The following is a 26,413-nucleotide window of genomic DNA, read 5'->3' as shown; positions in this document are numbered from 1 at the left end:
ATGCAGATACCCGGATACCGAATCATTCGCAAGATCAACCACGGCGGCATGTCCACTGTGTACCTTGCTATTCAGGAAAGTGTGGGGCGGGTGGTGGCTCTGAAAGTCATGTCCCCCGCGCTCAATGGCGACCCGACGTTTAGCGAGCGCTTTCAGCGCGAGGCCAACATCGTCGGCCAATTATCCCACCCGCATATCGTGTCCATCTACGACATTGGTCGACACAACAATTACAACTACATTGCCATGGACTACCTGCCCGGCGGCTCCATTCACGACAAGATGCTCTCGGGCATCGGCGCCGAGCAAGCCCTGCGTATCCTCAAGGAAATTGGCTCAGCGCTGGATCACGCCCATGAAAAGGGGTACGTGCATCGGGATATCAAACCGGAGAACATCCTGTTCCGCGATGACGGCTCGGCCGTACTCACCGATTTTGGTGTGGCCCGGGCTCAGGCGACGCACTCGCGGGCCACCCACGCCGGAACCGTGGTGGGTACTCCCCACTATATGAGTCCGGAGCAAACCCGCGGCAAGGCGGTCGATGCCCGCTCGGATCTCTACAGCCTGGGTATTGTGTTTTACGAGATGCTCACCGGGGCCGTGCCCTATCAAGGTGAGGAGGCCGTCTCCATCGCTCTCAAACACCTGGCCTCGCCCCTGCCCACCCTGCCGGCTCAATTTATCCGCTTTCAGCCGATTTTGGACAAACTGCTCGATAAGGACCCGGCGCGTCGCTATCAGCGCGGGTTGGACTTGGTGGCAGATATCGAAGTGCTGCAATTGCTAATGCGCGATCAGGGCGAGCAATCTTTGGCATCCGGTGCCGGCCTGGCAGGCCAGTTCGGCAATCTGTTCAGTGTCCTGCTGCGTAAAATTCGCTCCAAGCTGAATAGCCAGCTGCGCCAGGGGCTCGCGTTTCTCGGCTCGCTGCGGTATTCCAAAGCAAGAGGTTTTCACCGGGTTGCCACGGTTCAGCAATCACTCTCTGACAGTCTCACCCAGCAAAACACCCTGGTCGAAACCCGTATTCACCGCCAGTTTGGCGGGCCCGCTTGGCTCAGATTCTGGCGCGACATTCCGACCCGCCAGCGCATGATTCTGATGAGCGCGCTGGCACTCGTTGGGCTGAGCATTGTGTTGCTCGCCTGGCTGGGACACGATGAGCCCACAGCACCGTCAACGCCGCTCCTGACTGGCGAAAAGAGTTCAGATGAAAGCGCCCGCTCTGCAGCCAGTGAACCCGCCAGTGCCACTGAACACTCAGACGCGGAGATTTCCAGCGCCAGTACGCCCGCCTTTGACCTGGATACAAAACTGGACACAGACAGCATTGCCGCCGACACGCAAGCCGGCACTGAAACCAATTCAAATATGCCGAGTGAAGAGCCTGTCCCGCTCCTATCTACGGTAGAGCCGGCTCAAGCGTCATCCTCGGCCAGCTCAGAGCCGGCACCTGCAACCCCTGCAGAAGCGCTCAGCGTCAGTGAAGCTTCCAGTCGCGCAAGCGAGCCTGAAGTCGCCCAGAGATTTGCTCTTACGGTTTCGCCAACGCCCAGCGAAGCGCGGGTGCGTGTGATGAACATTCGCGAAAAGTACACCGACGCCATGGCACTCAAACCCGGAAACTACCATATTGAAGTCACCCACCCGGGCTATCGCAAGTATCTGGAATGGGTGCGTATCAAAGAGGCAGACCTGAACCACAAAGTCTCATTACTCGCCTCTCGCTCACCCGGCAGTGAATTTAGCGACTCGCTGAAAGACGGGGGCAAAGGCCCGGTCATGGTGGTAGTCCCTGAAGGAAGTTTTGCCATGGGCGGTGCGGATGAAAACGCCAGCCCGGTGCACCAGGTCACAATCGATAGCGACTTTGCCATCAGCAAATACGAAGTCACCTTCGCCCAATACGAGCGTTTTGCCAACCATCAATCCATGCCGCTACCGGGCGACAACCGCTGGGGACGTGATAACAGACCGGTAATCAATGTCAGCTGGGAAGAGGCGCAGATGTACGCCGACTGGCTCAGTGATCAGACAGGCAAACGTTATCGCCTGCCGAGCGAAGCCGAGTGGGAATACGTCGCCCGTGGCGGTAAAGAAAGCGCCTTCTGGTGGGGCGACTCAGCGCGAGAGGCAGCCGGAAAAGCCAACTGCCGGCGTTACTGTGACAGCTCATACACCGGGCTTTTTAGCGGGGAAACTGCCCCTGTGGGTGAATTTCCGGCCAACGCATTTGGAATACACGATACCGCCGGTAACGTTGCCGAGTGGGTACAGGACTGCTACCGGGAAAATTATCAAAATGCGGGCCAGAACCCAGAAGCCTTTAATCAGGACAACTGCCCCGCACGAGTAGTGCGCGGCGGCTCACTGAAAGACGACGCACAAGAACTGCGTGTCTACGCGAGAAGCTACCAACCGCAACACACCTACCACGAGAATGTTGGAATACGGCTGGTGGTGGAGCAATTCTAGAGCCTGCTAGCCCAACGCTTTTAACTGATTGATTTGATCGCGCAGCTCTGCGGCTTTCTCAAACTCCAGATTTTTTGCTGCGGCCAGCATGTCGCTTTCAAGTTTTTCAATGTGTTTAAACACATCACCGTCAGCCGGTAACTCCACGGCACTCACTTGGCTTCGCTTGTCACTGCGACGCTTGCCACGCAAACCTGCCCCGGGCACCTGCGCGCCCTCCAGAATATCGGCGATGTTTTTGCGAATGCCCTGAGGTGTAATACCGTGGGCCTGGTTGTGGGCAAGCTGCTTCTCTCGCCGCCTTTCGGTTTCATCCATCGCCCTTTGCATGGAGCCTGTCACTCTGTCGGCATAGAGAATAGCTTTACCATTGACGTTGCGCGCGGCCCGACCGATGGTTTGAATCAGTGAGCGATCCGAGCGCAAAAAGCCCTCTTTGTCGGCATCGAAAATAGCCACCAGGGACACCTCCGGCATATCCAGCCCCTCACGCAGCAGATTAATGCCTACCAAAACGTCAAACTCACCGAGGCGCAGATCTCGGATAATCTCAACTCGCTCGACGGTGTCGATATCCGAGTGCAGGTAACGCACACGAACTCCCTGCTCACTCAAATACTCCGTAAGATCTTCGGCCATGCGCTTGGTCAGCACGGTAATCAGGATCCGCTCTTGCGCATCAATGCGCAGCTTGATTTCCGACAGCACGTCATCCACTTGGGTGGAAGCCGGACGCATTTCAATCTGTGGATCAACCAGCCCGGTGGGCCTGACCACTTGTTCAACCACTTGCCCCGCGTGTTCACCCTCGTAAGGGCCAGGAGTGGCCGAGACAAAAATCATCTGCGGTGCCCGCTGCTCCCACTCATCAAACCGCATGGGCCTGTTATCCAAAGCCGAGGGCAAACGAAAACCGTATTCCACCAGGGTTTCCTTGCGTGAGCGGTCGCCTTTGTACATGGCACCGATCTGAGGAATCGTAACGTGAGACTCATCGATCACCAAGAGCGCGTCGGCGGGCAGATAATCAAACAGCGTCGGTGGCGCTTCGCCCGAGTCCCGGCCAGAGAGATAGCGTGAGTAGTTTTCAATGCCGTTACAGTATCCGAGCTCCTGCATCATCTCCAGATCGTAGCGGGTACGCTGCTCAAGCCGCTGAGCCTCGACGAGTTTATCATTATCCCGTAGCTGCTTGAGGCGCTCTTCCAATTCGATTTTTATCTCATCAATCGCCTGCAAAATTCTCTCACGCGGCGTGACATAGTGGGATTTCGGGTAAATCGTCATGCGCGGAACCCGCTGGATAACCTCACCGGTCAGCGGGTCAAAGACAGAGATCTGATCGATTTCATCATCAAACAATTCAACCCGAACAGCTTCAAACTCCGAATCTGCGGGAAAAATATCGATCACATCACCTCGCACTCGGTAGGTGGCGCGGTGGAAATCCATATCATTGCGCGTGTACTGTAACTCAGCCAGGCGTCTGAGAATTTTGCGTTGATCAATCCGGTCACCGCGCACCAGGTGCAAGATCATTTTCAAGTAGGATTCCGGGTCGCCCAGGCCGTAAATCGCCGATACGGTAGCCACCACTATGGCGTCCTTGCGCTCCATCAGGGCCTTGGTAGCAGACAAGCGCATCTGCTCAATATGCTCATTGACCGAGGCGTCTTTCTCGATAAAGGTGTCCGACGAGGGCACATAGGCCTCGGGCTGATAGTAATCGTAGTAGGAGACAAAATACTCTACGGCGTTAGCGGGAAAAAATTCTTTGAATTCACCGTAAAGCTGCGCTGCCAGGGTTTTATTGTGGGCCATGACCAGTGTCGGGCGCTGAGTACGAGCTACCACATGGGCAATAGAGAAGGTCTTGCCCGAACCGGTTACCCCTAGCAGGGTTTGATGAGCCAAGCCACTCTCGATGCCGTCTACCAGCGCCTCAATAGCTTGGGGCTGATCGCCGGCGGGCTGATAGGCGCTTACCACTTCAAACTGCTTCGTCATTCTCAACGCACCCTAACACTCAAAAAGCCCTATTCTAACCCGCCAATCCGGCTCAGCGAAAACGGATTTCAGGAGTCTTCAGGGTTATGGGTGCTACGGCCTTTTGCTTCGCTGGGCAGTGACCCCATGGGATGCATGGGGGGTGCCTTGCCTTCAGCCAGCTCCTTCATGGTATAGCCGAGGTAGTCGGCATGCAGCGCTCGCGTCAGCGATATCGCCATAAACACCAGGAGAACACAAAAGGGAAAGCCAAGTGCCGTGATCACATTTTGCAGCGCTGTCAAGCCGCCGCCCAACAACAAGGTGGCCGCCGTCGCACCGAGCAGCAGCGTCCAGAAGACGCGCTGCGCCGTTTTCGAAGGCTGCCGATCTTTACGTGAGAGCAAGTCGACCACCAGAGCCGCCGAATCGGCCGAAGTAGTAATAAAAACGACAATGACCACCAACGCCAGTGCCGAAACCAATTCGGCTGCCGGAAAATTCCCCAAAAACGAGAAGAGCGCCACGGAAACGTCCTCTTGCACTTCGCTGGCAATCGGAACATCGTGATTTAACTCAAGATCAATGGCTGCCAAGCCGAATACCGAGAACCAAACAAGGGTAAACAGCAATGGCGCGCCCAGAGCACCGACCACAAACTGGCGAATGGTGCGCCCTTTGGAAATGCGGGCGATAAAGATACCGACGTAGGGCGCCCAAGAAATCGTCCAGGCGAAATAAAACACCGTCCAGCTGCGCTGCCAATCCGCGTCGCTATAGGCTTCTGTCCAAAAGGACATCCATGGCAGGCGATCGAGATACATGCCGAGGTTCTGCACCATTCCCTCGGTGATAAACAGTGTCGGACCAGAAAACCAGATAAACAGCAAAATGGCTACCGCAATCACTATATTGAACTCAGAGAGCCGTTTAATACCTTTATCCAGGCCGAGCGCCACAGAAACCGTGGCCACGCCGGTAATCACAGCCACAATCAGCATCTTGGCCAGCTCGGTGTCGGGCACGCCCACAAGATAATGCAAACCGCTGTTGATCTGTAAGGTGCCAAGGCCGACTGAAACGGCGACGCCAAACAAGGTACCCAACACGGCAATAATATCGATCGTCCAGCCCAGCGGCCCGTAGATACGATCCCCCAGCACGGAGTAAAACACACTGCTGATGCGCATGGGCAAACCCTGGCGGTAGGAAAAATACCCTATGGCCAGTGCCGGTACGGTAAAAATTGTCCAGGTGTGCAAGCCGTAGTGAAACATGGAAATCTGCATGGCCACCTTGGCTGCCCCCACTGTTTCTTTTTCTACATTGCCGTAGGGAGGACTGGCAAAGTGATACATGGGCTCGGCCACGCCCCAGAACATTAATATGGTGCCAATGCCAGCGGCGAATAACATACAAAACCACGTGAGCGTATCGTACTCCGGACCTTGATCATCAGGCCCCAGACGAATGCTACCGTAGCGGCTGGCCGCCACCCAGAAAAGAAACAGCAGCAGACCGCTGACGCTCAATACATAAAACCACCCAAATCGTGTAAACGTAAACTGACCGAGCACATCGAAAAAACGAGCGAAGGCTTCATGAAATGGCACAGCAAAACCAATAAAAAGCACAATAATCCCTACAGATACAAAGAATATCTGCGGTATTGCACTCAATTGCAGGCGGTTACCCAATTTTTCTAGCATAGACTCCTCCTGCCGGGGCTGTGCATGTGTGATTATTCTTTGGGAAGCCTCCAAGCCAGGTTTTCCTGGCTTGGAAGCAGACGATTTATAACAGGGCCTTGAACTCTTCCATGCCGTAAAGAGGCTCTAGCGCAGGGTCTTCGGTCATGGACTCTCTGTAGGTATCAGAACGCTTCACCGTCTCACGCAGGTAGTGAATGGCCTGATCGTAATTTCCCAGCATGGTCTTGGCACAGGCCAGCTGGAAAAAAGCGTGTGCATTGTCGGGGTCGATCGTCAGGGCCTGTTGGCACAGGTTAATGGCCCACTGCACTTCCCCCAGTTCCAGAACCTCATCAGCCTTGTAGGTCAAGGCTTCACAATCATCGGGGCGTATGTCCAGAATTTGATCGTAGATGGCGATTTTATTGGCGGACAACGTTTCCTGGCCCGCCCGCAGCCAGAGTGCATGAAGCTCCTGCGTTCGCTCGATTTCTTCACGGTTTGCGTCGATATGACGGGTCTTTTGCGTCAGCTGCCGTTCAATGGCCTCAAGCCGCTTTTCATAAGTTTCGACAAGCTTGCCAACCTCTTCGTCGGCAATCTTATTCATGCGCTCTTTAATATCGCGTACGGATGTCCAGCCAACCAGCACCAGAATGGAGCTGACCCCGGCGATCAGATAGAAGAAATAAGTAATGGTATTGGTGGCGTAGCTGACTCCGCGATCGATGGAGTCCATTTGCCGATCGACAATTTTTTCGGTCAGCTCAACCCGTTGCTGCGCCATTTCGCTGCGCAGCAGTTTCAACTCGTCCAGCACATAGCGCTCGACAAAAGGATTGTAGAGAGGCTTTTCAAGATTCTCCACGGTTTCCCGGGCATTTCTGTCCTGAGCCGCCTCGTCCCTTGTCTCGGTCGTTTCGCTGCTGTCGGACCCGGACTGAGCCAGACCCGACAGCGGCATCAGCGCCAGGAAAACCAGCGCCAACACCTTTAGGCTGCGCATATTGCTTCTCCGTGATCGTGCACCTCAATCAAACAGCGGTGCAGGCTCTGCACAGCCAGATCATAGTCGTCTTCATCGAGGATAAACTGCATGTCGACCTGGCGGATCGACTGGTGCATAGCCAAGATGCTGATGTTTACCTCCGACAGAGCCGATACCGTTTTCGCCAACATGCCGGGAACCTTCATGTCGCTACCGATAGCAGACACCACGGCCACCTTGCGGGTGTTGATCTCTGCATCCGGATAGAGCTCCTCCAGAGTGCGACGGATACGGTTCACAGTTTTCAAATTGGCTCCGACATAGTGGGTGATGGTATTGGCATTGATGTCTTTGCTCACCACATGGGCCTTAAAACGGGCCACAGTTTTCAAAATGGCGGTGTCGTACTCATCGATACTGCCCATCATATCCTGATCGAACAACTCAATAGAGTAGACTCGGCGCCGCCCGGCAATGATCTCAACCCGCGGCTGATCACTGACATAATCGCCAGTGATCAGCGTGCCCGAGTGCTCAGGTTCAAAGGTGTTCATTACCCGCAGCGGGATATCGGCCTGACGCAAGCCTTTGGCCGCTCGCGGATGAATGGCTTCCATCCCGAGATTGGCCAGCTGGTCGGCCACATCGTAGTTTGTCCGGCCAATGGGCACAACCTTATCGGCTCCCACAAGGCGCGGATCGGCGCTGCTCAAATGATACTCTTTGTGAATAATGGCTTCTCTGGCACCCGTTAACACAGCGATTCGACTGAATGTCATCTCACTATAGCCCCGGTCAAAACTCGCCATCAGGCCCTTATCACAGTGAGTATAGCCCGTGGCAATTGGCAATTCACTGGCGTAGTCCACGCCGGCGAAGGACTTGGTGATCATATTGTCCAGGCTTTCGGCTCCATCGGCCTGCCAGCCGGACAAGTCCATAAAGCGGGCATTGATGCCATCGCGCTGCAGCAGGTGCGTCATGTTCCAGGCACTGTGGGCCTCGCCGAGACTCGCGAGCATCTCCCGCACTGTAAACAAGTGTGCCTGTAGCTCAAAGTGCCCATGCTGGCACAGGCGCTCCAGATCACTCAACACTCGCTCGGCATCGTTCAGACGCTCAGAGATGAATTCGTCCGCCTGTTTACCCAACTCCGTCTCGCCAAACAGTGACTGATTCATCGCAAACATCTGCTGGCGCAAGGCGTCAAAGGCCTCACGCCACTCGTCACCACTGCTGGTATTGGCAAACAGGCCATACACACCCGGCTTGCCGTTCTTTTTATTCTCCAGCAGCAGATCCGTCATGCCACCGTAAGCGGACACCACAAAAACCCGCTGATAGATATCGTTGCTGTTGTTGCCCTTTAGAATCACATTGTCTCGCACCGCCTCGTATTCGCTCATGGAGGTGCCGCCAATTTTCTCTACCGTATGGTTCATAGTATCGCCTTATTGATTGAGTGAAAGTTTATTGCAGACCAACCCTCAATCCTTCACCTCCTCGGCATCAAGCTCGTAGGCACCCTCAGCGTTGTGCACTTCTTTTCCATGCAGAGGCGGATTAAATACACAGGCCATTTTCATTTCTTCTTCAGCGCGCAGAATATGCTTGTCGTGCTTATCCAATACGTACAAAGTGCCCGGCTCAATGGGGTATACCTTGCCGTCGGCGAGATCTTCGATAGAGCCGTAGCCACTGATGCAATACACCGACTCCAGGTGGTTTTGGTAATGAAGGTGTAATTCGGCATCGCGATAGATGGTCGTAATATGAAAGGAAAAACCCATATTGTCGTTTTTCAGTAGGAGGCGGGTACTGTCCCAGCCCTCGGAGACAATTTTACGACCGGATTTTTCAGCATCTTTCAAACGTCTAACAATCATTGACTCACTCCACGTTTCACTGTTCATTAAAAATGGCGACCGTGCGGCCGCCATCTACCGATAAATTTCGCAAGGATTACGAGGCTTTTTTCAGCTTCTCTGCCTCAAACACTTCGGCAAAACTTTGCTCCAGCTTATCCAGGCCTTCGTTCAAAGCGTCAACGCTGATAGTCAGGGGGCAGAAGCACTTCACAATTTGGCTGTGGTTACCCGCTGTTTCAATGACCACACCGTTTTCAAAGGCCTTGGCACAAACTTTGGCCGCCAGCTCGCCGGTTTTGCAATCGATGCCCTGCATCAGACCCCGCCCCTTCAGGCGCAAAGTGGTCTCGCCGTGGGTTTCGGCAATTTTTTTGAATCGAGCACTGACAATCTTGGCCTTTTCTTTGATATCAGTTTCCAGTTCGTCATTGCTCCAGTAGTGCTCAATCGCCGCGGCGGCTGTCACAAACGCATGATTATTGCCTCGGAAGGTACCGTTGTGCTCGCCTGGCAACCACTTGTCCAACTCGGGCTTGATCATCACTACCGCAAAGGGCAAACCATACGCACTCAGGGATTTGGACAAGGTGACAATGTCCGGCTCAATACCCGCTGGCTCAAAACTGAAGAAGGTTCCCGTACGGCCACAGCCGGCTTGAATATCATCCAGGATCAACAAAATGTCGTGCTTTTTACACAGTGCCTGCAAAGCTTTCAGCCAATCGGTGCTGGCCACATTCAAGCCACCCTCGCCCTGAACCGCCTCGACAATGGCTGCCGCCGGCTTATCAATACCGCTGGACGGGTCAGACAACAGCTTGTCCATCATCTTAATGGTGTCCACATCGCGGCCGTAGTAGCCACAAAACGGCATACGATCAACATCGTTCAACGACACCTGGGCGCCACCGCGGTGGTGCTGATTACCGGTAGCGGCTACCGCACCCAGTGAGCAGCCGTGAAAGCCATTGGTGAACGAGATAATATTCGTACGCCCGGTCACTTTACGCGCAATTTTCAGTGCCGCTTCAACGGCGTTGGTGCCGGTAGGCCCCGTAAACTGCAAGACATACTCCATATCTCGCGGCTGCAAGATCTTGTCGCGGAACACTTCGAGAAAGCGAGCTTTAGCCGCACTGTGCATGTCCAGGCCATGGGTAATGCCATCTTCAGCGATATACTCCAACAGCGCCTGTTTCAGGGCATCATTGTTGTGACCGTAGTTCAGAGAGCCGGCGCCAGAGAGAAAATCAATATAGCGTTTGCCATCTTCGCCGTAGAGAAAACAATCCTTTGCTTTATTGAATACGACCGGGAATGAACGGGCGTAGGACTGAACTTCCGATTCCATTTCGTTGAAAATATTCATGCTTGACCTCTTCCTGTAAATAGAACTATAGCAATTTCAGATGGATGCATTAACGCTGTATCGGACCGATTTCGAGCAAGTGCTCGTCGTCGTGAACACCGCCAAAGTGTCGTTGTTTGTCGAAATGAACATGACTGTTCAACTCGGCCCCCAGATCTCTCGCCAGAGATTTGAACAACCCCCAGGAGGCCTCATTGTCCGGCGTAATCGTGGTGTGAAGGTGTGTCACCTGCTTGCAGGCGTCACTGGCCAGCTGGGCCTTTACCAAACGCTTGGCCAGGCCCGCGCCCCGCCCCGCCTTATCCACCACAATTTGCCAAACAAAAAGGGTATGGGGCGCATTGGGCAGGATATAGCCCGAGACAAAACCCACCATTTGCTCTCCCTTAAACGCAGCGATAGCGGTATCGGCAAAGTGCGAGCACTGCAGCAAGTTGCAGTAAATGGAGTTGGGATCGAGAGGCGGGTTGGCCTCTACCAGCTGATGGACGGTGTAACCGTCTTCGGCGGTGGGGTGTCGCAAGTCGATCGAGTCAGGATCTGGCATATCAAGTATTTCTTTCTCTATGCAGTTAATAGAAGAACCTAAACACCTTTCATGACAAAAATTAGGCAAAATCACTGAATTCCTGTCTTTTTAAGCAAAACTCAGCATTAAACGCCAAAATCATTACTTAGTGATCTAAGCTTTAATCTATAGTACACTAAGGATATTGAGCTGTCCAGCAACCCAAGGCCAGCACGATTATTTCAACCCAAAAGGTGACAACATGGCACAGGCGATCAAGCCCCAGGCCGAGCAAAGATTAGGACTCGAAGCAAAAGCTGCTTATAATTTCGCGCTTTCCCATCAGAGAACCGCCATGGACAAGATAGAAGAAGTACTGGTGGCCCTGCGCCGGGTCATCCGGGCAACCGATTTGCACTCTAAGAAGCTGGTAAAAACCGCCAACGTGACCGGTCCACAGCTGCTGCTGATGCAAATTCTCAACAACAAAGGCGATATGACCATCAGCGAGTTGGCCCGGGACATGAGCCTGTCTCAGGCGACCGTCACCACTGTATTAGATCGACTGGAAAAACGTGAGCTGATTACCCGGGTGCGCTCTCAGCAGGACAAACGCAAGGTCTATCCTCAACTCACCCACAAAGGCGCGAAAATCCTCGAAAACGCCCCCACGGCCCTGCAGGACGATTTTGTCCGGCGCTTTAAGGGCCTGGACAACTGGGAGCAGAGCATGATCATCGCCTCCCTGCAGCGGGTGGCCGAAATGATGGATGCGCACAAACTCGACGCTTCGCCCTTCCTGGATATCGGCGCCCTGGACCGCGGCGAAATCGACAAACCCTGACTCTTTCTACCCCTCGCTGACGGCGGCAGCCACTGGCTGGCGCCGTGCTATTTGCCAGTCGCTCACAAACCACTATACTGTACATAAATACAGTATTTATTGTGAGCCATGCACACTATTGATCAACTGCTGAAAAGCCGCCTTATTCATCGCGGGCGAGACCTTGCGCCGCCGGGCACCCTGCAGCCCAGCGGCTTTACCCCTCTGGACCAACTGCTCGGCGGCGGTTTCCCCAGAGTGGGGGTCTGCCGTATACGAAGCACACCGGGCATTGGTGAACTGCGCCTGTTATTGCCCTGCCTGCTGAGCGAAACGGCCAAATTATCGGTGTTTATATCCCCCCCCGGCAGTGCCTATCCGGACTTTTGGCAAGCCAGGGGGGTCGCCGCAGAGCAATTGCTGAGCATAGAGACCCAGAGCGTGCCGCAGAAGCTGTGGACCGCCCGGGAGTGCCTGCAAAGCGGGTGCTGTAATGCCGTCATCCTCTGGCAGGAAGCCATCCGCCTCAGTGACGTAAAACGCCTGCAGCTGGCGGCCGCCAAGGGGCAGTCTTGCCTGTGGATCATGCAGGCCCAGCCTACCACCCTATCACTACCGCTGACACTCAGCCTCCGGCTGCAAGCCAGAGCAAAGGGGCTGGAGGTGAGTATCACCAAGCGCAAAGGGGGCTGGCCCGCAGGCCCGGTATGTATTGGCTGGCAGCAGCTTTGGCCCGATCTGGCCCTATCCAGCGCCATCCCCAACAACAGCCGCCCGTTACAGCCACATCACCTCCAGAGCATCTAACCCATGTTGTGGCTTTACCTGCATTTTCCGGCCTTGCAGCTGAACAGCTTGGCGCCAACCGAACAACCACGGGCTCTTGTGTGCGAGCGCAGCCATACGCTGGTACAGCTGAATGGGCCCGCCCGGGCCGCCGGCTTAACGCCGGCCATGGGGTTGGCCATGGCCAGCTCACTGTGCCGACAACTTGAAGTCATCCCCTATAACGCCGAATTAAACACCCGGCGGCTACACGAGATGGCACGGCAACTCTACGCAGCCTCGGCGGAGATTATGCTGTTTGAGCCCGATGGCCTGCTGTTTAAAGCCGAATCGATGCTGCGTTACTACGGCGGCTTTACGCGTTATTGGAGCACGCTGGAGCGGCTGCTCAACGCGGAGCAGGTAGAGGTTATCCCGGCCACGGGCCTGCGACCTGCCAACGCACGATTAATGGCGCGTGCCGGCCAGGCCTGCCTCGACACCGCCCCCGAGCCACTGGAGCAGCAGTGGCAGTGGATTGCCCTGCAGCACAGCGAGCTGCCGGCCAAAACACTCTCCCAATTACACCAGCTCGGATTGTTTCGCTTTGCCGAGTTACTGCAGCTGCCCATGAGCGAGCTGGCCAACCGGCTGGACAGAGACAGCATAAGCTACTTGCGCACCCTCACTGGCCAAAAGGCATCGCCTGTTCATTATTTTGCGCCCCCGGCTTACTTTGAGCATTACCGGGAGCTGCCCTGGGAGCTGAGCACAAGTCTTTTACTGCGCGAGTATGTACAGCGCTCATTGACATCGCTGGAGCAGTTTTTAAAAGCCCGCGCACAGGTCACCGACGCGTTCAGCCTGACGCTGCACCAACACCAGCTCGCGCCGAAAGTCGTTCGCATCGAAGCCGGTAGAGGAGAATGCCGCGCTCGGGTGTGGCAGCGTCTGCTCGATGTAAAGTTCGAGTCGGTTCATCTTGACACGCCGGCATCCGGTTTTACCCTGCGGGCCGACCCCGGATACTGCGACTCACCGGAGCATCGGGATTTATTCGACCAGGCCAGCGGCCCGTGCAACCGGGCCGAACTCATCGCACTGTTGCGCGCCAAGCTCGGAGCCGAAGCCCTCGGGTACGTCCCGCTGGCCGATGATCACCGACCTGAATGTGTGGCTTTTCCGCAACCGGGCACGGGCACAGTCACCGCAGACACTGCCCTGGCACTGAGACCAAGCCTGCTACTTAAAACGCCCCGCCTTTACCGCGACCCCTTGTCGATAGTCACGGGGCCCGAACGCATTACCACTGGCTGGTGGGACCAGAATAGCGTCATTCGCGATTACTACATCGCCCGCAATCGGCAGGGAGCATGGCTATGGGTTTTTTTGGCACAAGGCGACAAACTGTCATCGCCCGCCTGGTATCTGCACGGCTATTTCAGCTAAAAGGGTCAGCCTCATGCTCTACGCCGAGTTGTTTTGTCAAAGCAACTATTCGTTTTTACAGGGCGCCTCCCATCCGGAGGAGTTGGTCACACGAGCCTGTGAACTGGGTTATCGGGCCATCGCCATCACCGATGAATGCTCAGTCGCCGGTGTGGTAAAAGCCTACAGCATCATTAAAGCGGATCGCTTACCCATTAAACTGATAGTGGGCAGCTTGCTGAAAGTCGACAACCAGCTGGAGCTCATTGCGCTCTGTCCCAACCGGCAAGCCTACGCCGAGCTCTGTCGTATCATCAGCAACGCTCGGCGTCGAGCCGAGAAAAATCATTATCAGCTGTCCGAGTGGGATATCGCCTCGCTGAAACACTGCCTGCTCATCTGGCTGCCGGACACTGAACGCGACAACACATCACTTGGTCGTTGGCTAAAAAAATACCACAGCCAACGCCTGTGGATCGGCTTGCAAAAGCACCTGACCTATGGCGAGGCCAGACGCTGCCAGGCGTTGCAAACGCTGTCGGATTTGCATCAAATTCCGCTGGTCGCCTGCGGCGGCGTCCTGATGCACGACCCTAGTCGCCTGCCCCTGCAGCACGTACTGAGCGCCAGACGATTGGGACTGACAGTCAAATGCGCTGGCCGCGCCTTACTGAGTAATGCAGAGCGCAGCCTGAGAGGCTTTGCCACTCTCCAGTCATTATTTGCTCAAGACTTACTTCAGGCATCTTGTGATATCGCCGAACGCTGTGACTTTGATCTCAGCGAGCTCAAGTACGAATACCCCACGGAAGTCATTCCAGCCGGGCTCACGGCTATGACCTATCTGAGGCAGAGAGTCAAAGAGGGCAGCCTAAAGCGCTTCGGCTCGCAGGTACCGGCTGATATCCAAAACACCATAGATAAAGAACTCGCCGTTATCGAGCAGATGAACTATGCCCATTTTTTTCTAACCATTGACGACATTGCCCGCTTTGCCAGAGAGCAAAACATTCTCTATCAGGGGCGCGGATCTTCGGCCAACTCGGTAGTGTGTTATTGTCTGGAAATCACCGCTGTAGATCCGCGGCACATTAAAGTTCTTTTTGAGCGGTTTATCTCGCCCGAGCGCAACGAGCCACCGGATATCGATGTGGATTTCGAGCACGAAAGACGCGAGGAAATTATCCAGTACATTTACCAGAAATACGGCCGGGAGCGCGCTGCGCTGGCCGCCACGGTGATTTGTTATCGCTTTAAAAGTGCCCTGCGCGATGTCGGCAAGGCCCTGGGCTTTAACGATACTCAACTCAGCTTTTTTATCAAACACATAGACAGGCGGGATAAAAGGGTTCACTGGCATGCACAACTGGCCGAGCTAGGGCCCGATATGGGCGCAAAAACCACTCGACAGCTGCTGGCGCTGGTAGAAACGCTGATCGGCTTTCCCCGTCACCTGTCGCAGCATGTGGGCGGTTTTGTCATTTCACGAGGCCCTCTGTACGAGCTGGTGCCAGTGGAGAACGCCGCCATGACCGAACGCACGGTTATCCAGTGGGACAAAGATGATCTAGAAAGCCTCGGGCTTTTAAAAGTGGATATTCTTGCCCTGGGCATGCTGAGCGCCATACGCAAAACACTGGACAGCATCCGCCAGCACCATCAAAAGGATTACCAGCTCCATCAAATCACGGCCGAAATGAATGACCCGGCGGTGTTTGCCGTTTTGCACCGCGCCGATACCGTGGGCATGTTTCAAATTGAATCTCGCGCTCAGATGTCCATGCTACCGCGCTTAAAACCCATCAACTATTACGACCTGGTGGTACAGATTGCCATTGTCCGGCCCGGCCCTATTCAGGGCGGAATGGTGACCCCCTATCTCAGACGGCGCGCTGGCGAGGAGCGGGTTGAGTACCCATCGAAAGATCTGGAAAATGTCCTTGAGCGCACCCTCGGTGTGCCGATTTTTCAGGAGCAGGTTATTAAAATTGCCATGGTGGCCGCCGGCTTTAGCGGCGGTGAGGCCGACCAGTTACGCCGCGCCATGGGCAGCTGGGGGAAATCCGGAAAACTCTTGCAGTTTAAAGATAAATTGATCTTCGGCATGCTTGAGCGCGGCTATACCCGCGAATTTGCCGAACAATTGTTTGAACAAATTCTCGGCTTTGGAGAGTACGGCTTTCCCGAATCTCACTCGGCGAGTTTTGCCCTGCTCGCCTACGCCTCGGCTTGGCTCAAACACTATTACCCCGCAGCGTTTTACGCCGGCCTGCTCAACAGCCTGCCCATGGGTTTCTACTCTGCGTCACAACTGGTGCAAGATGCCAAGCGCCACGGCATTCTCGTCTTACCCGTCTGCGTCAACCGCTCACTCTATCAGCACAGCCTCGAGCCACTGGAAAATACTCTGGCTTTGCGCCTGGGGTTTCGTCAGGTAAAAGGACTCAGCCAAGACGACGTCGATATCCTGCTACGCCACCGAAAATCCGCGTTTGGCTCTGTCGAGAGTATCAGGCAAATTGGCATGTCGAACGCGGCTCTAACAGCTCTGGCAAGCGCTAACGCTTTTGCCTCGCTATCGAGCAACCGGCATCAGGCGCGCTGGCAATTGATGTACACGCGCAATAAAACACTACTGAACGACAGCACCCAGGGGGCGGATAAATTACATCAACCCTCAAAAGTGCACTCCCTCCTCGAGGATTACCACAACCTTGGACTCAGTCTTGAATATCACCCTGTCTCGCTGCTGCTGCACGAACAGAAGCTGCCGCGCTTTGTCTGTGCAGAGCAACTCAAGCAGAGCCGGCACGGTTCTCTGGTAACGATTATTGGTCTTGTGACCGGTCGCCAACGACCGGGAACCGCCAGCGGCGTGACGTTTATGACGCTGGAAGATCACACCGGCAACGTTAATGTAATTGTCTGGTCTGCCACCGCCAGTGCGCAAAAACGGGCTTTTCTAGGCGCAAAAATTTTGCAGGTGAAAGGTACAGTGGAACGCAGCGGTGAGATTGTTCACGTCATTGCCGGCAAGCTGACCGATCTCAGCCACCTGCTAGAAACCCTGACGACTCACTCCAGGGATTTTCACTAGCAAACTTCTCCTTGAGAAAGTCCACCATAGCCCGGGTTTTGGCGGGAATAAACCGGCGAGAGGGGTACAAAAGCCAGGCCGCCGACTGAAAATCCGTTGCCGAGACCTGATAGTCCGCGAAGAGCCTGACAAGGCGACCCCGGGCAATGTCCTCCGCGACCAACCAATTGGCCAGCAGCGCCAAGCCCGCACCCTGTAAAGCAAGTTCACGCATAGCCAGGGCATTGGAAACCAGAATATCCGAGCGTAAGGGGATTTTTACCAAGCTATCGTCGCCAGGCGCTTTAAACCACCAGCGATCTCGATGGCTGGGCAGGTTCATGGCCAGCATCCGGTGAGCCCCCAAGAGCGCCTGTGGCTCTTCGGGTGTTCCGTGGCACTTAAGGTAGGCCGGACTGGCGCAGACCCAAAAGCCGATGGAAAACAGTTTTTGCCCCACAAGGTTTGGGTCGGCGTTGGAGGTGAGTCGGCAGGCCAGATCCACCTGATCGGCCAAAATATCCACCACCGCATCGGTAAAGCGCAAATCCAGTTGCACCTCGGGATAGCGGCTTCTGAACTCCCCTACATGCGGGAGGATACAGCTTTGCCCAAAGGCCGTTGATGCCGTGAGCACCAACCGGCCCTGGGCGCGCTGATTCTGCGTTAAAGCGCACTCACGAGCCTGCTCCAACTCCTCCAGCAAGGGCGCCACTTGCCGGAGGTAAATGGCGCCGGCGGAGGTGAGAGAGACCTTTCGCGTGCTGCGATGAAAAAGGCGAAACCCCAGCTCCCGTTCCAGCGCGGCGATTTGACGGGAAACCACCGAAGGGTCCAAGCCCTCCTCCCGCGCCAAGGCCGCAAAGCCGCCTCTTTGCGCCACCCGAACAAATAAACTCAACTGACCTGCCTGCATTAATGCAATTTATACATCAATGAAGTGCCAATCAAGGTGTTTTAACCGGATGGCACCATTATTACTCTTAATAGCGCCCCCCCATTCACCCAAAAAGGTACTGAGTATGACATTGCAAAACACCACCGTTCTGATCACAGGCGCCAACCGCGGACTGGGTAAGGCCCTTGTTTCTGCGTTCCTACAAGCGGATGTCGAGCGCGTCTACGCAGCATCGCGCCATCCCGACCATTTGGACAACAGCGATAACCGGGTCACGCCCGTGCTGCTCGACGTCTGCGATCCGGCCAGCATTCAGCAGCTCGCCGAGCGGGTGACCAAGCTGGATGTGCTGATCAACAATGCCGGGGTTTTGACCTTCGGTGATATTCTCAGCGACAGTGAGGCAGATCTAGACCACTGTCTGGACGTTAACCTCAAAGGCGTCTGGCGCCTCAGCCGTGCCCTGCTGCCAGCGCTGTCTAGCAGCCACAACGGCCGGATCTGCAACATCCTGTCGCTTTTGTCGCTGGCAAGCATGCCTGGGTTGTCGGCCTACAACCTATCCAAGGCCGCGGCCTGGTCAGCCACCTTGTCCCTGCGGGCCAGCCTGCAGCCCCGGGGCATTCAAGTGCACGGCGTTTTCCCCGGCGCCATAGACACCGACATGACCGCCAGTATGGATGTGGATAAAGCGCCCCCCGAGGCCATAGCTGAGGACATTATTCAAGGGCTGTTAGAAGGCCGGGAGGATATCTATCCAGGTCCGGCCGAAGAGGTGTATCAACTTTGGAGGAGCGATCACAAAGCCGTAGAGCGACTGTTCGCCGGTGTCTGAGCCTGGCCTTTAGCAAGCGTCAATGAGCACAAGGTGACTGCTGGGGTGCGTGGGCCAGGCGCCGCCACCCCATTTAGCCGTATTGCAGCTTGACGCTACCCAGGCCAAAGTCATGGCGCAGGCGCTGGAGCAATTCATCTTCAGGTCTAACACTCCACTCCTGGCCAAGGGTCAACTGGCAGCGGGCATCGGAGCGCAGGTAATCGATGACGATTGGGCAACGCCCATCGCGGTAGGGCTCAAGGCAATCTTTTAAACGAGCGCCCAGGCCTGCGCCCAGCTCACCGGCGTTGAGCACCAGACGAAGGGCGCGAGCTTTTTCCTGACGCACCTCGGCCAGATTGCGTACCGCATCGGCGCGCATTTTCAGGGCATTGTTATAGTCGTCGTGGCTGACCTGCCCTTCCACTAACAGCAGAGCATCCTTGACCAGCAACTCCCGGCACTCATTAAAAGTGTCGGCAAATACCGCGATTTCAATGCGCCCGGTTCGATCGTCCAGGGTGATAAATGCCATGGTATCCCCACGCTTGGTTTTCATGGTTCGGGAGGCTACCACCAAACCGCCAATGCGCTGAGAGTTTTTGTCCGGCGTCAGATTGGCAATGCGCGTCGACACCAGATGATTGATTTCATGCTCGTACTCATCGATCGGGTGGCCAGTCAGGTAGAGACCGAGCGTATCGTTTTCCGCCTGCAGGCGCTCTTTCATCGACCAGGGACGCACGCGGCTGAACTCGCGATAGGCATCCTCAGCCGATTGCGCACTTGGCACCACATCGCCAAACAGATCAACCATGCCCGCGCTGGCGTTGGCCGCACTCTGCTCGGCGGCCTTTACCGCCTCGGTAATGGCGGCAAACATCACCGCCCGGTCGGCATCGAGGTCGCGTGCGGGGCCGAGGCTGTCGGCAGCGCCGGAGCGAATCAGCGCTTCCAGCGCGCGCTTGTTGACCTTGCGCGGATCAACCCGAGCGCAAAAATCAAACAAATCTTTAAAGGGGCCGCCCTTCTCTCGCGCGGCAATAATACTGTCAACAGGGCCTTCTCCCAGCCCTTTGATGGCGCCCAGGCCGTAGATGACATTGTTGTTTTCATCTACCGTAAATTTGAGCTCACCGCGGTTAACATCCGGCGGCAGAAGTGTCAGCCCCATGTTGCGACACTCTTCGATAAAGGTCACCACCTTATCGGTTTTGTCCATATCCGAACTCATGGTGGCCGCCATGAAATGCGCCGGATAATGCGCCTTGAGCCAGGCCGTCTGATAAGACACCAGTGCGTAAGCGGCAGAGTGCGATTTGTTAAACCCGTAACCGGCGAACTTTTCCACCAGATCAAAAATCTTCATCGCCAGTTCGGGGTCAATGTTTTTACCCTTGGCGCCGGCGGCAAAAATCTCCCGCTGCTTGGCCATCTCCTCCGGCTTTTTCTTACCCATGGCACGGCGCAAAAGGTCTGCCCCGCCGAGGCTATAGCCCGCCAACTCCTGGGCGATCTGCATAACCTGTTCCTGGTACACAATAACGCCGTAGGTGGGCTTGAGAATGGGCTCAAGGCTCTTGTGCTGATATTTGGCATCGGGATAAGCCACCTCGGCCTTCCCGTGCTTGCGGTTAACAAAGTCGGTGACCATTCCCGAGTCGAGCGGGCCGGGGCGAAAAAGCGCCACCAAAGCGATCATGTCTTCGAGGTTGTCCGGCTTGAGGCGCTTGATCAAATCTTTCATACCGCGCGACTCAAGCTGAAAAACCGCGGTGGTTTCGGCCCGCTTGAGCAGGGCGAAGGTTTCAGCGTCTTCCAGATCGATTTCAGTGATATCCAGAGGCGCATCACCTGTCTTACTGCGTTGGGCGTTAATCATCTCAATCGCCCAGTCAATAATGGTCAGGGTGCGCAAACCGAGAAAGTCAAACTTAACCAGACCGGCCTCTTCCACATCGTTTTTATCGTACTGAGTGACCAAGCCCTTGCCCGACTCATCGCAGTACAGCGGAGAAAAATCCGTCAGTTTATTGGGCGCAATCACCACGCCCCCGGCGTGTTTACCAACGTTGCGCGTCAGACCTTCCAGCTTGACGGCCATTTCCCAGATTTCCTGGGCATCGCCGTCGGTCTCCAGCATTTCACGCAGCAACTCGACTTCTTCGAGTGCCTGCTTGAGTGTCATACCCGGGGTGGGCGGAATCAGTTTGGACAGTTTATCGGCCAGGCCGTAGGACTTACCCAACACCCGAGCCACATCCCGAACCACCGCCTTCGCAGCCATGGTACCGAAGGTAATAATCTGGCTGACCGCCTCGCGCCCATAGGCTTCGGCCACGTAATTGATCACCCGGTCGCGGTTTTCCATGCAGAAATCCACATCGAAATCTGGCATGGACACCCGCTCGGGGTTGAGAAACCGCTCGAACAGCAAGTCGTACTGCAACGGGTCCAGATCGGTAATTTTCAGCGAATAGGCCACCAGTGAGCCCGCGCCCGAGCCACGGCCTGGTCCGACCGGTATGCCGTTGTCCTTGGCCCACTGAATAAAGTCCATAACGATCAGGAAGTAGCCGGGAAACCCCATCTGCAGAATGATGTCCAGCTCAAAACGCAAACGCTGTTCATAGGCTTTACGCTTGTCAGCGTAGTATTCTGCATTGGCGTCGAGAATTTTTTCCAAACGGTTATACAGCCCCTCGAAACAGACCTTCTCGAAAAAATCGTTTTCCGTCATGCCTTCCGGAATGGGGTACTGGGGTAGGAAATACTCGCCCAAATGGATATTGACCGTGCAGCGCTTGGCAAGCTCTACGGAATTTTCGAGCGCCTCGGGTATATCGCTAAACAGCTCGGCCATCTCTTCTGCGCTGCGCAAATACTGTTGATCGCTGTACCGGCGTTCACGGCGTGGATCATCCAGCGTGCGGCCATCGGCAATACACACCCGCGCTTCATGTACCTCAAAGTCGTCTTGCTGGAGAAAGCGCACATCGTTGGTCGCCACGACCGGGCAGGCGCACTCACTCGCCAGCGCGACGGCTTCGTGCAGATAGCTCTCTTCGTATTCACGGCCTGTGCGCTGCAGCTCGAGATAGAAACGACCGGGGAACTCCCTCATCCAGCGTTCGAGCTCTTCTCTTGCCTGGGATTTTCGGCCCGCCAGCAATGCCATGCCAACATCGCCGAGGCGACCACCCGACAGAGCAATCACTCCATCGGCGGCTTCGCCGATCCAATCTCGCTGGATATAGGCAATGCCTTGCTGCTGCCCCTGCTGGTAGGCCCGCGAAATAAGAGCGATAATATTCTTGTAGCCGCGATCGTTCATCGCCAGCAGCGTGATCAGGGTCGGTTTGGATTCACTGTCCGCCCCGGCGATCAAAAAATCACTGCCAACAATCGGCTTGATACCCTGCCCTTGCATGGTTTTATAAAACTTGATCAGGCCGTAGAAGTTGGTTTGATCGGTAATCGCGCAGGCCGGCATGCCCAACTCCACCAACCGGGCCGCCAGCGGTTTAATCCGAATCACACTGTCGGACAGAGAGTATTCAGTGTGCAGGCGTAAGTGAACAAATTGTGCCGTCATAAGCGTTGCTAGAAGATCTCGAGTTGTTCAAGCTGGCGTTTTACCGGGCCAAAAGAAGTGCGATGCACCGGGCTCGCACCGAGGCGCGCCAGCGCTTCGAGGTGCGACTTGGTCGGATACCCTTTATGACCCGCCAGACCGTAGCCCGGATACTGCGAATCCAGATCAACCATTTCCCGATCACGGGTAACTTTGGCCAAAATTGAAGCGGCGCTGATCGCAGCCACCCGACTGTCTCCCTTGACAACCGCCTCAGCGGCGTAACGCCACCGGGGTATTTTGTTGCCATCGACCAGCACGTGCTCGGGCGAGACCGACAGGCCATCGACCGCGCGAGTCATTGCTAACAAGCTGGCCTGCAGAATATTAATCCGATCTATTTCAGCGACACTCGCACGGGCAATGCAATAGCTCAACGCCTTATCGCAAATTTCGGCAAAGAGACTTTCCCGGCGCTTTTCAGTCAATTTTTTGGAATCAGCAAGTCCGTCAACAGGGCGCAAAGGGTCGAGAATAACCGCAGCGGCAACAACATCGCCGGCCAAAGGTCCCCGCCCCACTTCGTCCACCCCTGCCATTAGGCTGCCGGTGTAGACACTGACAAAAGGCTCGTTCATAGCCTGTTCTCCATCAGGGCGACCAAACCATCGGCGGCCCGCTCATTCGCCCCGCAACGCAATTGTTCATGCAACTCAAGGAACACAGTCTTCAGGGCCTCGGCTTTTGCGGGTTTGGCAAAGAACTCGAGGACCGCATCACTAATACCCTGTTCAGTGGCATCGCCCTGTAACAGCTCCGGCACGATCAGTTCGTCTTTCAGCAAATTCGGCAGCGAGACAAAACGCACCAGCGCCATAGCTTTCATAATTTGAAACGACAACCACGCCATCTTGTAGCTGACGACCATAGGTTTTTTCAACAGCATCGCCTCAAGCGCCGTGGTGCCAGAGGCGAGCAGCACCACATCGGCAGCGGCCATCACATCCTGGGATCGCCCGCTGATTAAACGAACAGGCAGATCACTAAACGCGCCCAGCTGCTGATGGATTTGTTGGTAGCGCTGACCACTAGCGGCTGGCACAACAAATTTGAGACCCGGTCGTTGCGCCAACATCCGGCGAGCTGCTGCAAAAAACACGGGACCCAGGCGCTCGACTTCAGAGTGCCGGCTGCCTGGCATAATCGCTACCGTCGGCGCCTGAGTCTCCAGTTCCAACGCTTGCCGCGCGGCGAGTTTATCCACCTCAAGAGGTATCTCATCAGCCAGCGGGTGGCCGACAAAAATAGCGGCCACTTGATGCGACTCATAAAGAGCCGTCTCGAAAGGCAAAATATTCAGCATTACACCCACGGCGCGCTTAATTTTCTTTATTCGCCCCTGACGCCAGGCCCAGATGGACGGGCTGACGTAGTGTGCCGTCTTTACCCCAGCTTTTTTTAGCTTTTCTTCAAGGGTCAGATTGAAATCAGGCGAGTCTATGCCAATAAAGACATCTGGCTGCTGCTCGGAAAAGTGCTCGGTCAGAAATCGCCGTATGCGCAGCAGTTCCGGAAGCCGCTTTAAAGGCTCTATAAGCCCCATCACCGCCAGGCGATCTTGCGGAAAAAACGAATGAAAGCCCTCAGCCAACATGAGAGGGCCGCCAATCCCGGAAAATTCAATATGATCGTAGCGCTTTTTCAAAGCCCGGATCAGTCCGGCGCCGAGAATATCGCCGGAGGCTTCACCAGCGACTATGCCTATACGAATGACCTGGCTCATAAGCGGTTGTCAGCGGACAATGCCGCGCTTGGAGCTTTTTAGAGAATCGATCATCAGGTTAACAACGGGCTGCTCTTCGGCCAGTACTGCCAGCTGTGCAAGCGCTTCATCAACCGTCAAACCCCGGCGATAAATGATCTTGAAAGCCCGATTAATGGCCGCCACCTGATCTTTGGTGTAGCCGCGTCGGCGCAAACCTTCGGAGTTAATGCTTTTCGCCGCCGCCGGGGCCCCATTAACCATAACAAAAGCGGGTACGTCCTTGCCGACAGCGCTACCCATACCGGTAAAGCTGTGCGCGCCGATGCTGCAGAACTGATGCACCAGAGTAAAGCCACTGAGAATGGCCCAATCGCCAATCACTACGTGACCGGCCAAGGCGGCGTTGTTCACCAAAATACAGTGATCACCCAATACGCTGTCGTGGCCAATATGCACGTAGGCCATGATCAGGTTATGACTACCGATGGTCGTTTCGGAGCGGTCCTGTACCGTACCGCGATGGATGGTCACCCCTTCGCGAATGATGTTGTTATCACCAATCACCAGGCGTGTGGGTTCGCCCTTGTATTTCAAATCGGGCGTATCTTCACCCACCGACGAAAATTGATATATCTGATTGTTGGCCCCGATAACGGTCGGACCCTTTATGACAACATGAGAGGCAATAACACATCCGGGTCCGATTTCAACATCGGGACCGATTGTCGTCCAAGGGCCGATGCTGACATCATCGGCCACCTTGGCATCCGGGTGAACAATCGCTTGAGGATCAATCAAAGGCCTGGCCCCTATCCGGATCGATTATATCTTGCGATCAGCGCAGAGAATGGTCGCCGAGGCAACCAGCTCACCTTCCACTGTCGCCTTACAGGCAAACTTCCAAATACCACGCTTGGAGGAAATCACCTGTGACTCCAGCTGCAAGCGATCACCCGGAATTACCTGGCGCTTGAAACGCACGTCATCTATCCCAGCAAACAGGTAAATTGAGCCATCCTGCGGCTTTTTATCCATGGTTTTAAAACCGAGGATGCCCGACGCCTGCGCCAGCGCTTCAAGAATTAACACACCGGGGAATACCGGGAAGTCGGGGAAGTGACCGTTAAAGACGTCCTCGTTCACCGATATATTCTTGTAGGCAACAATCGATTCTCCCTCGACCAGTTCTACCACTCTGTCCACCAACAGAAACGGGTAACGGTGCGGAAGGTATTGCCTAATTTCGTTTACGTCCATCATTTGCTTTGTGGCCTTTTTTGCGCCATGTGCGCTGTTATAGTGCTCAGCGTAATCGCTGCTGAGCATTGTGATATCGATTAGTTGTGTTTGCTTTCAAGCGCTTTCAGGCGCGTCGCGAGATCGTTCAGCTGGTTAAAACGTACCGCATTTTTGCGCCACTCCCGGGTGGGCACGGCGCTGGTGCCAGAGGAATAACTGCCCGGTTCACTGACCGACTTGGTGACCATGCTCATACCGGTAAAATGAACATTGTCGGTGATTTCAATGTGGCCAACAATGCCCACGGCACCCGCCATAGTGCAGTTGCGCCCGATCCGGGTGCTACCGGCAATGCCGCAGTTGGCCGCAATGGCGGTATTTTCGCCGATATGACAGTTGTGGGCGATGTGCACCTGGTTATCGATAATAACGCCGTCTTCGATCACCGTGTCTTCCAGCGCCCCGCGATCAATCGCTGTAGACGCACCAATTTCAACCCGGTTACCAATACGCACCCCGCCGAGTTGATGAATTTTGCACCAACCGCCGTTTTCGCGGTCGGGGGCAAACCCAAAGCCATCAGCACCGATCACCGTGGCACTGTGCACCACGCAATCCTCGCCGATAAAAACGCCATGATAGACAGTGACGTTAGCCGCCAACCGCGTTCGATTACCGACGATTGTGCCTTCGCCAATGCTGGTGCCCGAGCCAATAGAGACCTCATCGCCAATCACCGCCCCACGCCCAATAACAACATAGGGGCCGATACTGACGTTTTGTCCGACCTCGGCTTTTCCATCAATCACCGCAGTTGGATGAATACCGGAGACATGATCGTAAGAGGCATCAAAATGCCGGCTCAAGCGGGCATAGCACAGATAGGGGTCTTCCACGATCAGCTTGCTGCCCGAGAACAGGTGCGCTTCAGTCTCGCGCAGAATCACGGCCCCGGCCTGGGTCTGCTCCAGCAGCTTGGCATACGCCTTATTGGCGAGAAAGCTGATGTCGCTGATTTTGGCAGTCGCCAAACCAGCAATGCCGGTTATGGTTAAACCGGCATTGCCTTCAAGTCGAGCACCAAGAGAGTCCGCCAGTTCGCGGAGCGTTATACTAGTCACTCATTCTATCCACAGGTCG

Annotated in this window: 20 protein-coding genes; 6 read left to right on the top strand and 14 right to left on the bottom strand. The window is 55.3% G+C overall.

Features of this window, described 5'->3' with window-relative positions; genetic code table 11:
- Entirely contained in the window at window positions 1-2,478 is a 2,478-nt protein-coding gene (locus QWI16_RS08770) for a bifunctional serine/threonine-protein kinase/formylglycine-generating enzyme family protein (protein WP_302712428.1), read from the top strand.
- 6 nt (window positions 2,479-2,484) lie between these two features.
- On the opposite strand, the gene uvrB is transcribed toward QWI16_RS08770, so the two are convergent.
- The 7 genes from uvrB to ectA form a co-directional block, all read right to left on the bottom strand.
- The gene (gene uvrB / locus QWI16_RS08765) at window positions 2,485-4,485 is read right to left on the bottom strand and encodes an excinuclease ABC subunit UvrB (protein WP_302712427.1); all 2,001 of its coding nucleotides are present in this window, start codon (window positions 4,483-4,485) and stop codon (window positions 2,485-2,487) included.
- A 68-nt stretch (window positions 4,486-4,553) separates the two neighbouring features.
- Window positions 4,554-6,173 carry a BCCT family transporter gene (locus QWI16_RS08760; protein ID WP_302712426.1) on the bottom strand — a complete coding sequence of 540 codons (1,620 nt, stop codon included), beginning with the start codon at window positions 6,171-6,173 and terminating at the stop codon, window positions 4,554-4,556.
- A gap of 85 nt (window positions 6,174-6,258) precedes the next feature.
- The gene (locus QWI16_RS08755) at window positions 6,259-7,161 is read right to left on the bottom strand and encodes a TPR end-of-group domain-containing protein (RefSeq protein ID WP_302712425.1); all 903 of its coding nucleotides are present in this window, start codon (window positions 7,159-7,161) and stop codon (window positions 6,259-6,261) included.
- Window positions 7,149-8,585: an aspartate kinase gene (locus QWI16_RS08750; RefSeq protein ID WP_302712424.1), complete on the bottom strand. Its 1,437-nt coding sequence runs from the start codon at window positions 8,583-8,585 to the stop codon at window positions 7,149-7,151. Before QWI16_RS08750 ends, QWI16_RS08755 begins: the two co-directional genes overlap by 13 nt.
- Window positions 8,586-8,630: 45 nt before the next feature.
- Window positions 8,631-9,029 (bottom strand): ectoine synthase, encoded by a 399-nt coding sequence (locus tag QWI16_RS08745; protein ID WP_302712423.1) that lies wholly within the window; start codon window positions 9,027-9,029, stop codon window positions 8,631-8,633.
- 76 nt (window positions 9,030-9,105) lie between these two features.
- Window positions 9,106-10,380: a diaminobutyrate--2-oxoglutarate transaminase gene (gene ectB, locus QWI16_RS08740; protein ID WP_302712422.1), complete on the bottom strand. Its 1,275-nt coding sequence runs from the start codon at window positions 10,378-10,380 to the stop codon at window positions 9,106-9,108.
- Window positions 10,381-10,429: 49 nt separating this feature from the next.
- Window positions 10,430-10,927 carry a diaminobutyrate acetyltransferase gene (gene ectA / locus QWI16_RS08735; protein WP_302712421.1) on the bottom strand — a complete coding sequence of 166 codons (498 nt, stop codon included), beginning with the start codon at window positions 10,925-10,927 and terminating at the stop codon, window positions 10,430-10,432.
- 316 nt (window positions 10,928-11,243) lie between these two features.
- Between ectA and QWI16_RS08730 the strand changes: the two genes are divergently transcribed.
- The 4 genes from QWI16_RS08730 to QWI16_RS08715 all read left to right on the top strand — a co-directional run bounded on the left by QWI16_RS08730 (window position 11,244) and on the right by QWI16_RS08715 (window position 17,001).
- Window positions 11,244-11,732, top strand: a complete 489-nt coding sequence (locus QWI16_RS08730) for a MarR family winged helix-turn-helix transcriptional regulator (RefSeq protein ID WP_302712420.1) — start codon at window positions 11,244-11,246, stop codon at window positions 11,730-11,732.
- Window positions 11,733-11,840: 108 nt separating this feature from the next.
- A complete protein-coding gene (gene imuA, locus QWI16_RS08725) occupies window positions 11,841-12,518 on the top strand; it encodes a translesion DNA synthesis-associated protein ImuA (RefSeq protein ID WP_302712419.1) in 678 nt (225 codons plus the stop codon).
- Between the two features lie 3 nt (window positions 12,519-12,521).
- Window positions 12,522-13,925: a Y-family DNA polymerase gene (locus QWI16_RS08720; RefSeq protein WP_302712418.1), complete on the top strand. Its 1,404-nt coding sequence runs from the start codon at window positions 12,522-12,524 to the stop codon at window positions 13,923-13,925.
- Window positions 13,926-13,938: 13 nt separating this feature from the next.
- Window positions 13,939-17,001, top strand: a complete 3,063-nt coding sequence (locus QWI16_RS08715) for an error-prone DNA polymerase (protein ID WP_302712417.1) — start codon at window positions 13,939-13,941, stop codon at window positions 16,999-17,001.
- On the opposite strand, the gene QWI16_RS08710 is transcribed toward QWI16_RS08715, so the two are convergent.
- On the bottom strand, window positions 16,952-17,881 hold the full coding sequence (locus QWI16_RS08710; protein WP_302712416.1) for a LysR family transcriptional regulator: 930 nt from the start codon (window positions 17,879-17,881) through the stop codon (window positions 16,952-16,954). The two genes, QWI16_RS08715 and QWI16_RS08710, sit on opposite strands and share 50 nt — an antisense overlap.
- Before the next feature lie 121 nt (window positions 17,882-18,002).
- Between QWI16_RS08710 and QWI16_RS08705 the strand changes: the two genes are divergently transcribed.
- On the top strand, window positions 18,003-18,713 hold the full coding sequence (locus QWI16_RS08705) for an SDR family NAD(P)-dependent oxidoreductase (RefSeq protein ID WP_302712415.1): 711 nt from the start codon (window positions 18,003-18,005) through the stop codon (window positions 18,711-18,713).
- 73 nt (window positions 18,714-18,786) lie between these two features.
- Here QWI16_RS08705 and dnaE read toward each other — a convergent pair whose 3' ends face one another.
- The 6 genes from dnaE to lpxD all read right to left on the bottom strand — a co-directional run bounded on the left by dnaE (window position 18,787) and on the right by lpxD (window position 26,394).
- A complete protein-coding gene (dnaE, locus tag QWI16_RS08700; protein ID WP_302712414.1) occupies window positions 18,787-22,290 on the bottom strand; it encodes a DNA polymerase III subunit alpha in 3,504 nt (1,167 codons plus the stop codon).
- Between the two features lie 8 nt (window positions 22,291-22,298).
- Window positions 22,299-22,907 carry a ribonuclease HII gene (gene rnhB / locus QWI16_RS08695; protein ID WP_302712413.1) on the bottom strand — a complete coding sequence of 203 codons (609 nt, stop codon included), beginning with the start codon at window positions 22,905-22,907 and terminating at the stop codon, window positions 22,299-22,301.
- Entirely contained in the window at window positions 22,904-24,052 is a 1,149-nt protein-coding gene (lpxB, locus tag QWI16_RS08690; protein ID WP_302712412.1) for a lipid-A-disaccharide synthase, read from the bottom strand. The genes rnhB and lpxB overlap by 4 nt, the downstream gene beginning before the upstream one ends.
- A gap of 9 nt (window positions 24,053-24,061) precedes the next feature.
- Entirely contained in the window at window positions 24,062-24,847 is a 786-nt protein-coding gene (gene lpxA / locus QWI16_RS08685) for an acyl-ACP--UDP-N-acetylglucosamine O-acyltransferase (protein WP_302713162.1), read from the bottom strand.
- 9 nt (window positions 24,848-24,856) lie between these two features.
- Window positions 24,857-25,294: a 3-hydroxyacyl-ACP dehydratase FabZ gene (fabZ, locus tag QWI16_RS08680; RefSeq protein WP_302712411.1), complete on the bottom strand. Its 438-nt coding sequence runs from the start codon at window positions 25,292-25,294 to the stop codon at window positions 24,857-24,859.
- Between the two features lie 77 nt (window positions 25,295-25,371).
- The gene (lpxD, locus tag QWI16_RS08675) at window positions 25,372-26,394 is read right to left on the bottom strand and encodes a UDP-3-O-(3-hydroxymyristoyl)glucosamine N-acyltransferase (protein ID WP_302712410.1); all 1,023 of its coding nucleotides are present in this window, start codon (window positions 26,392-26,394) and stop codon (window positions 25,372-25,374) included.
- Between the last annotated feature and the right edge of the window lie 19 nt (window positions 26,395-26,413).

Source organism: Gilvimarinus algae, assembly GCF_030518215.1.
GTDB classification, from domain to species: domain Bacteria; phylum Pseudomonadota; class Gammaproteobacteria; order Pseudomonadales; family Cellvibrionaceae; genus Gilvimarinus; species Gilvimarinus algae.
This window is presented reverse-complemented; position numbering and strand designations above follow the sequence as displayed.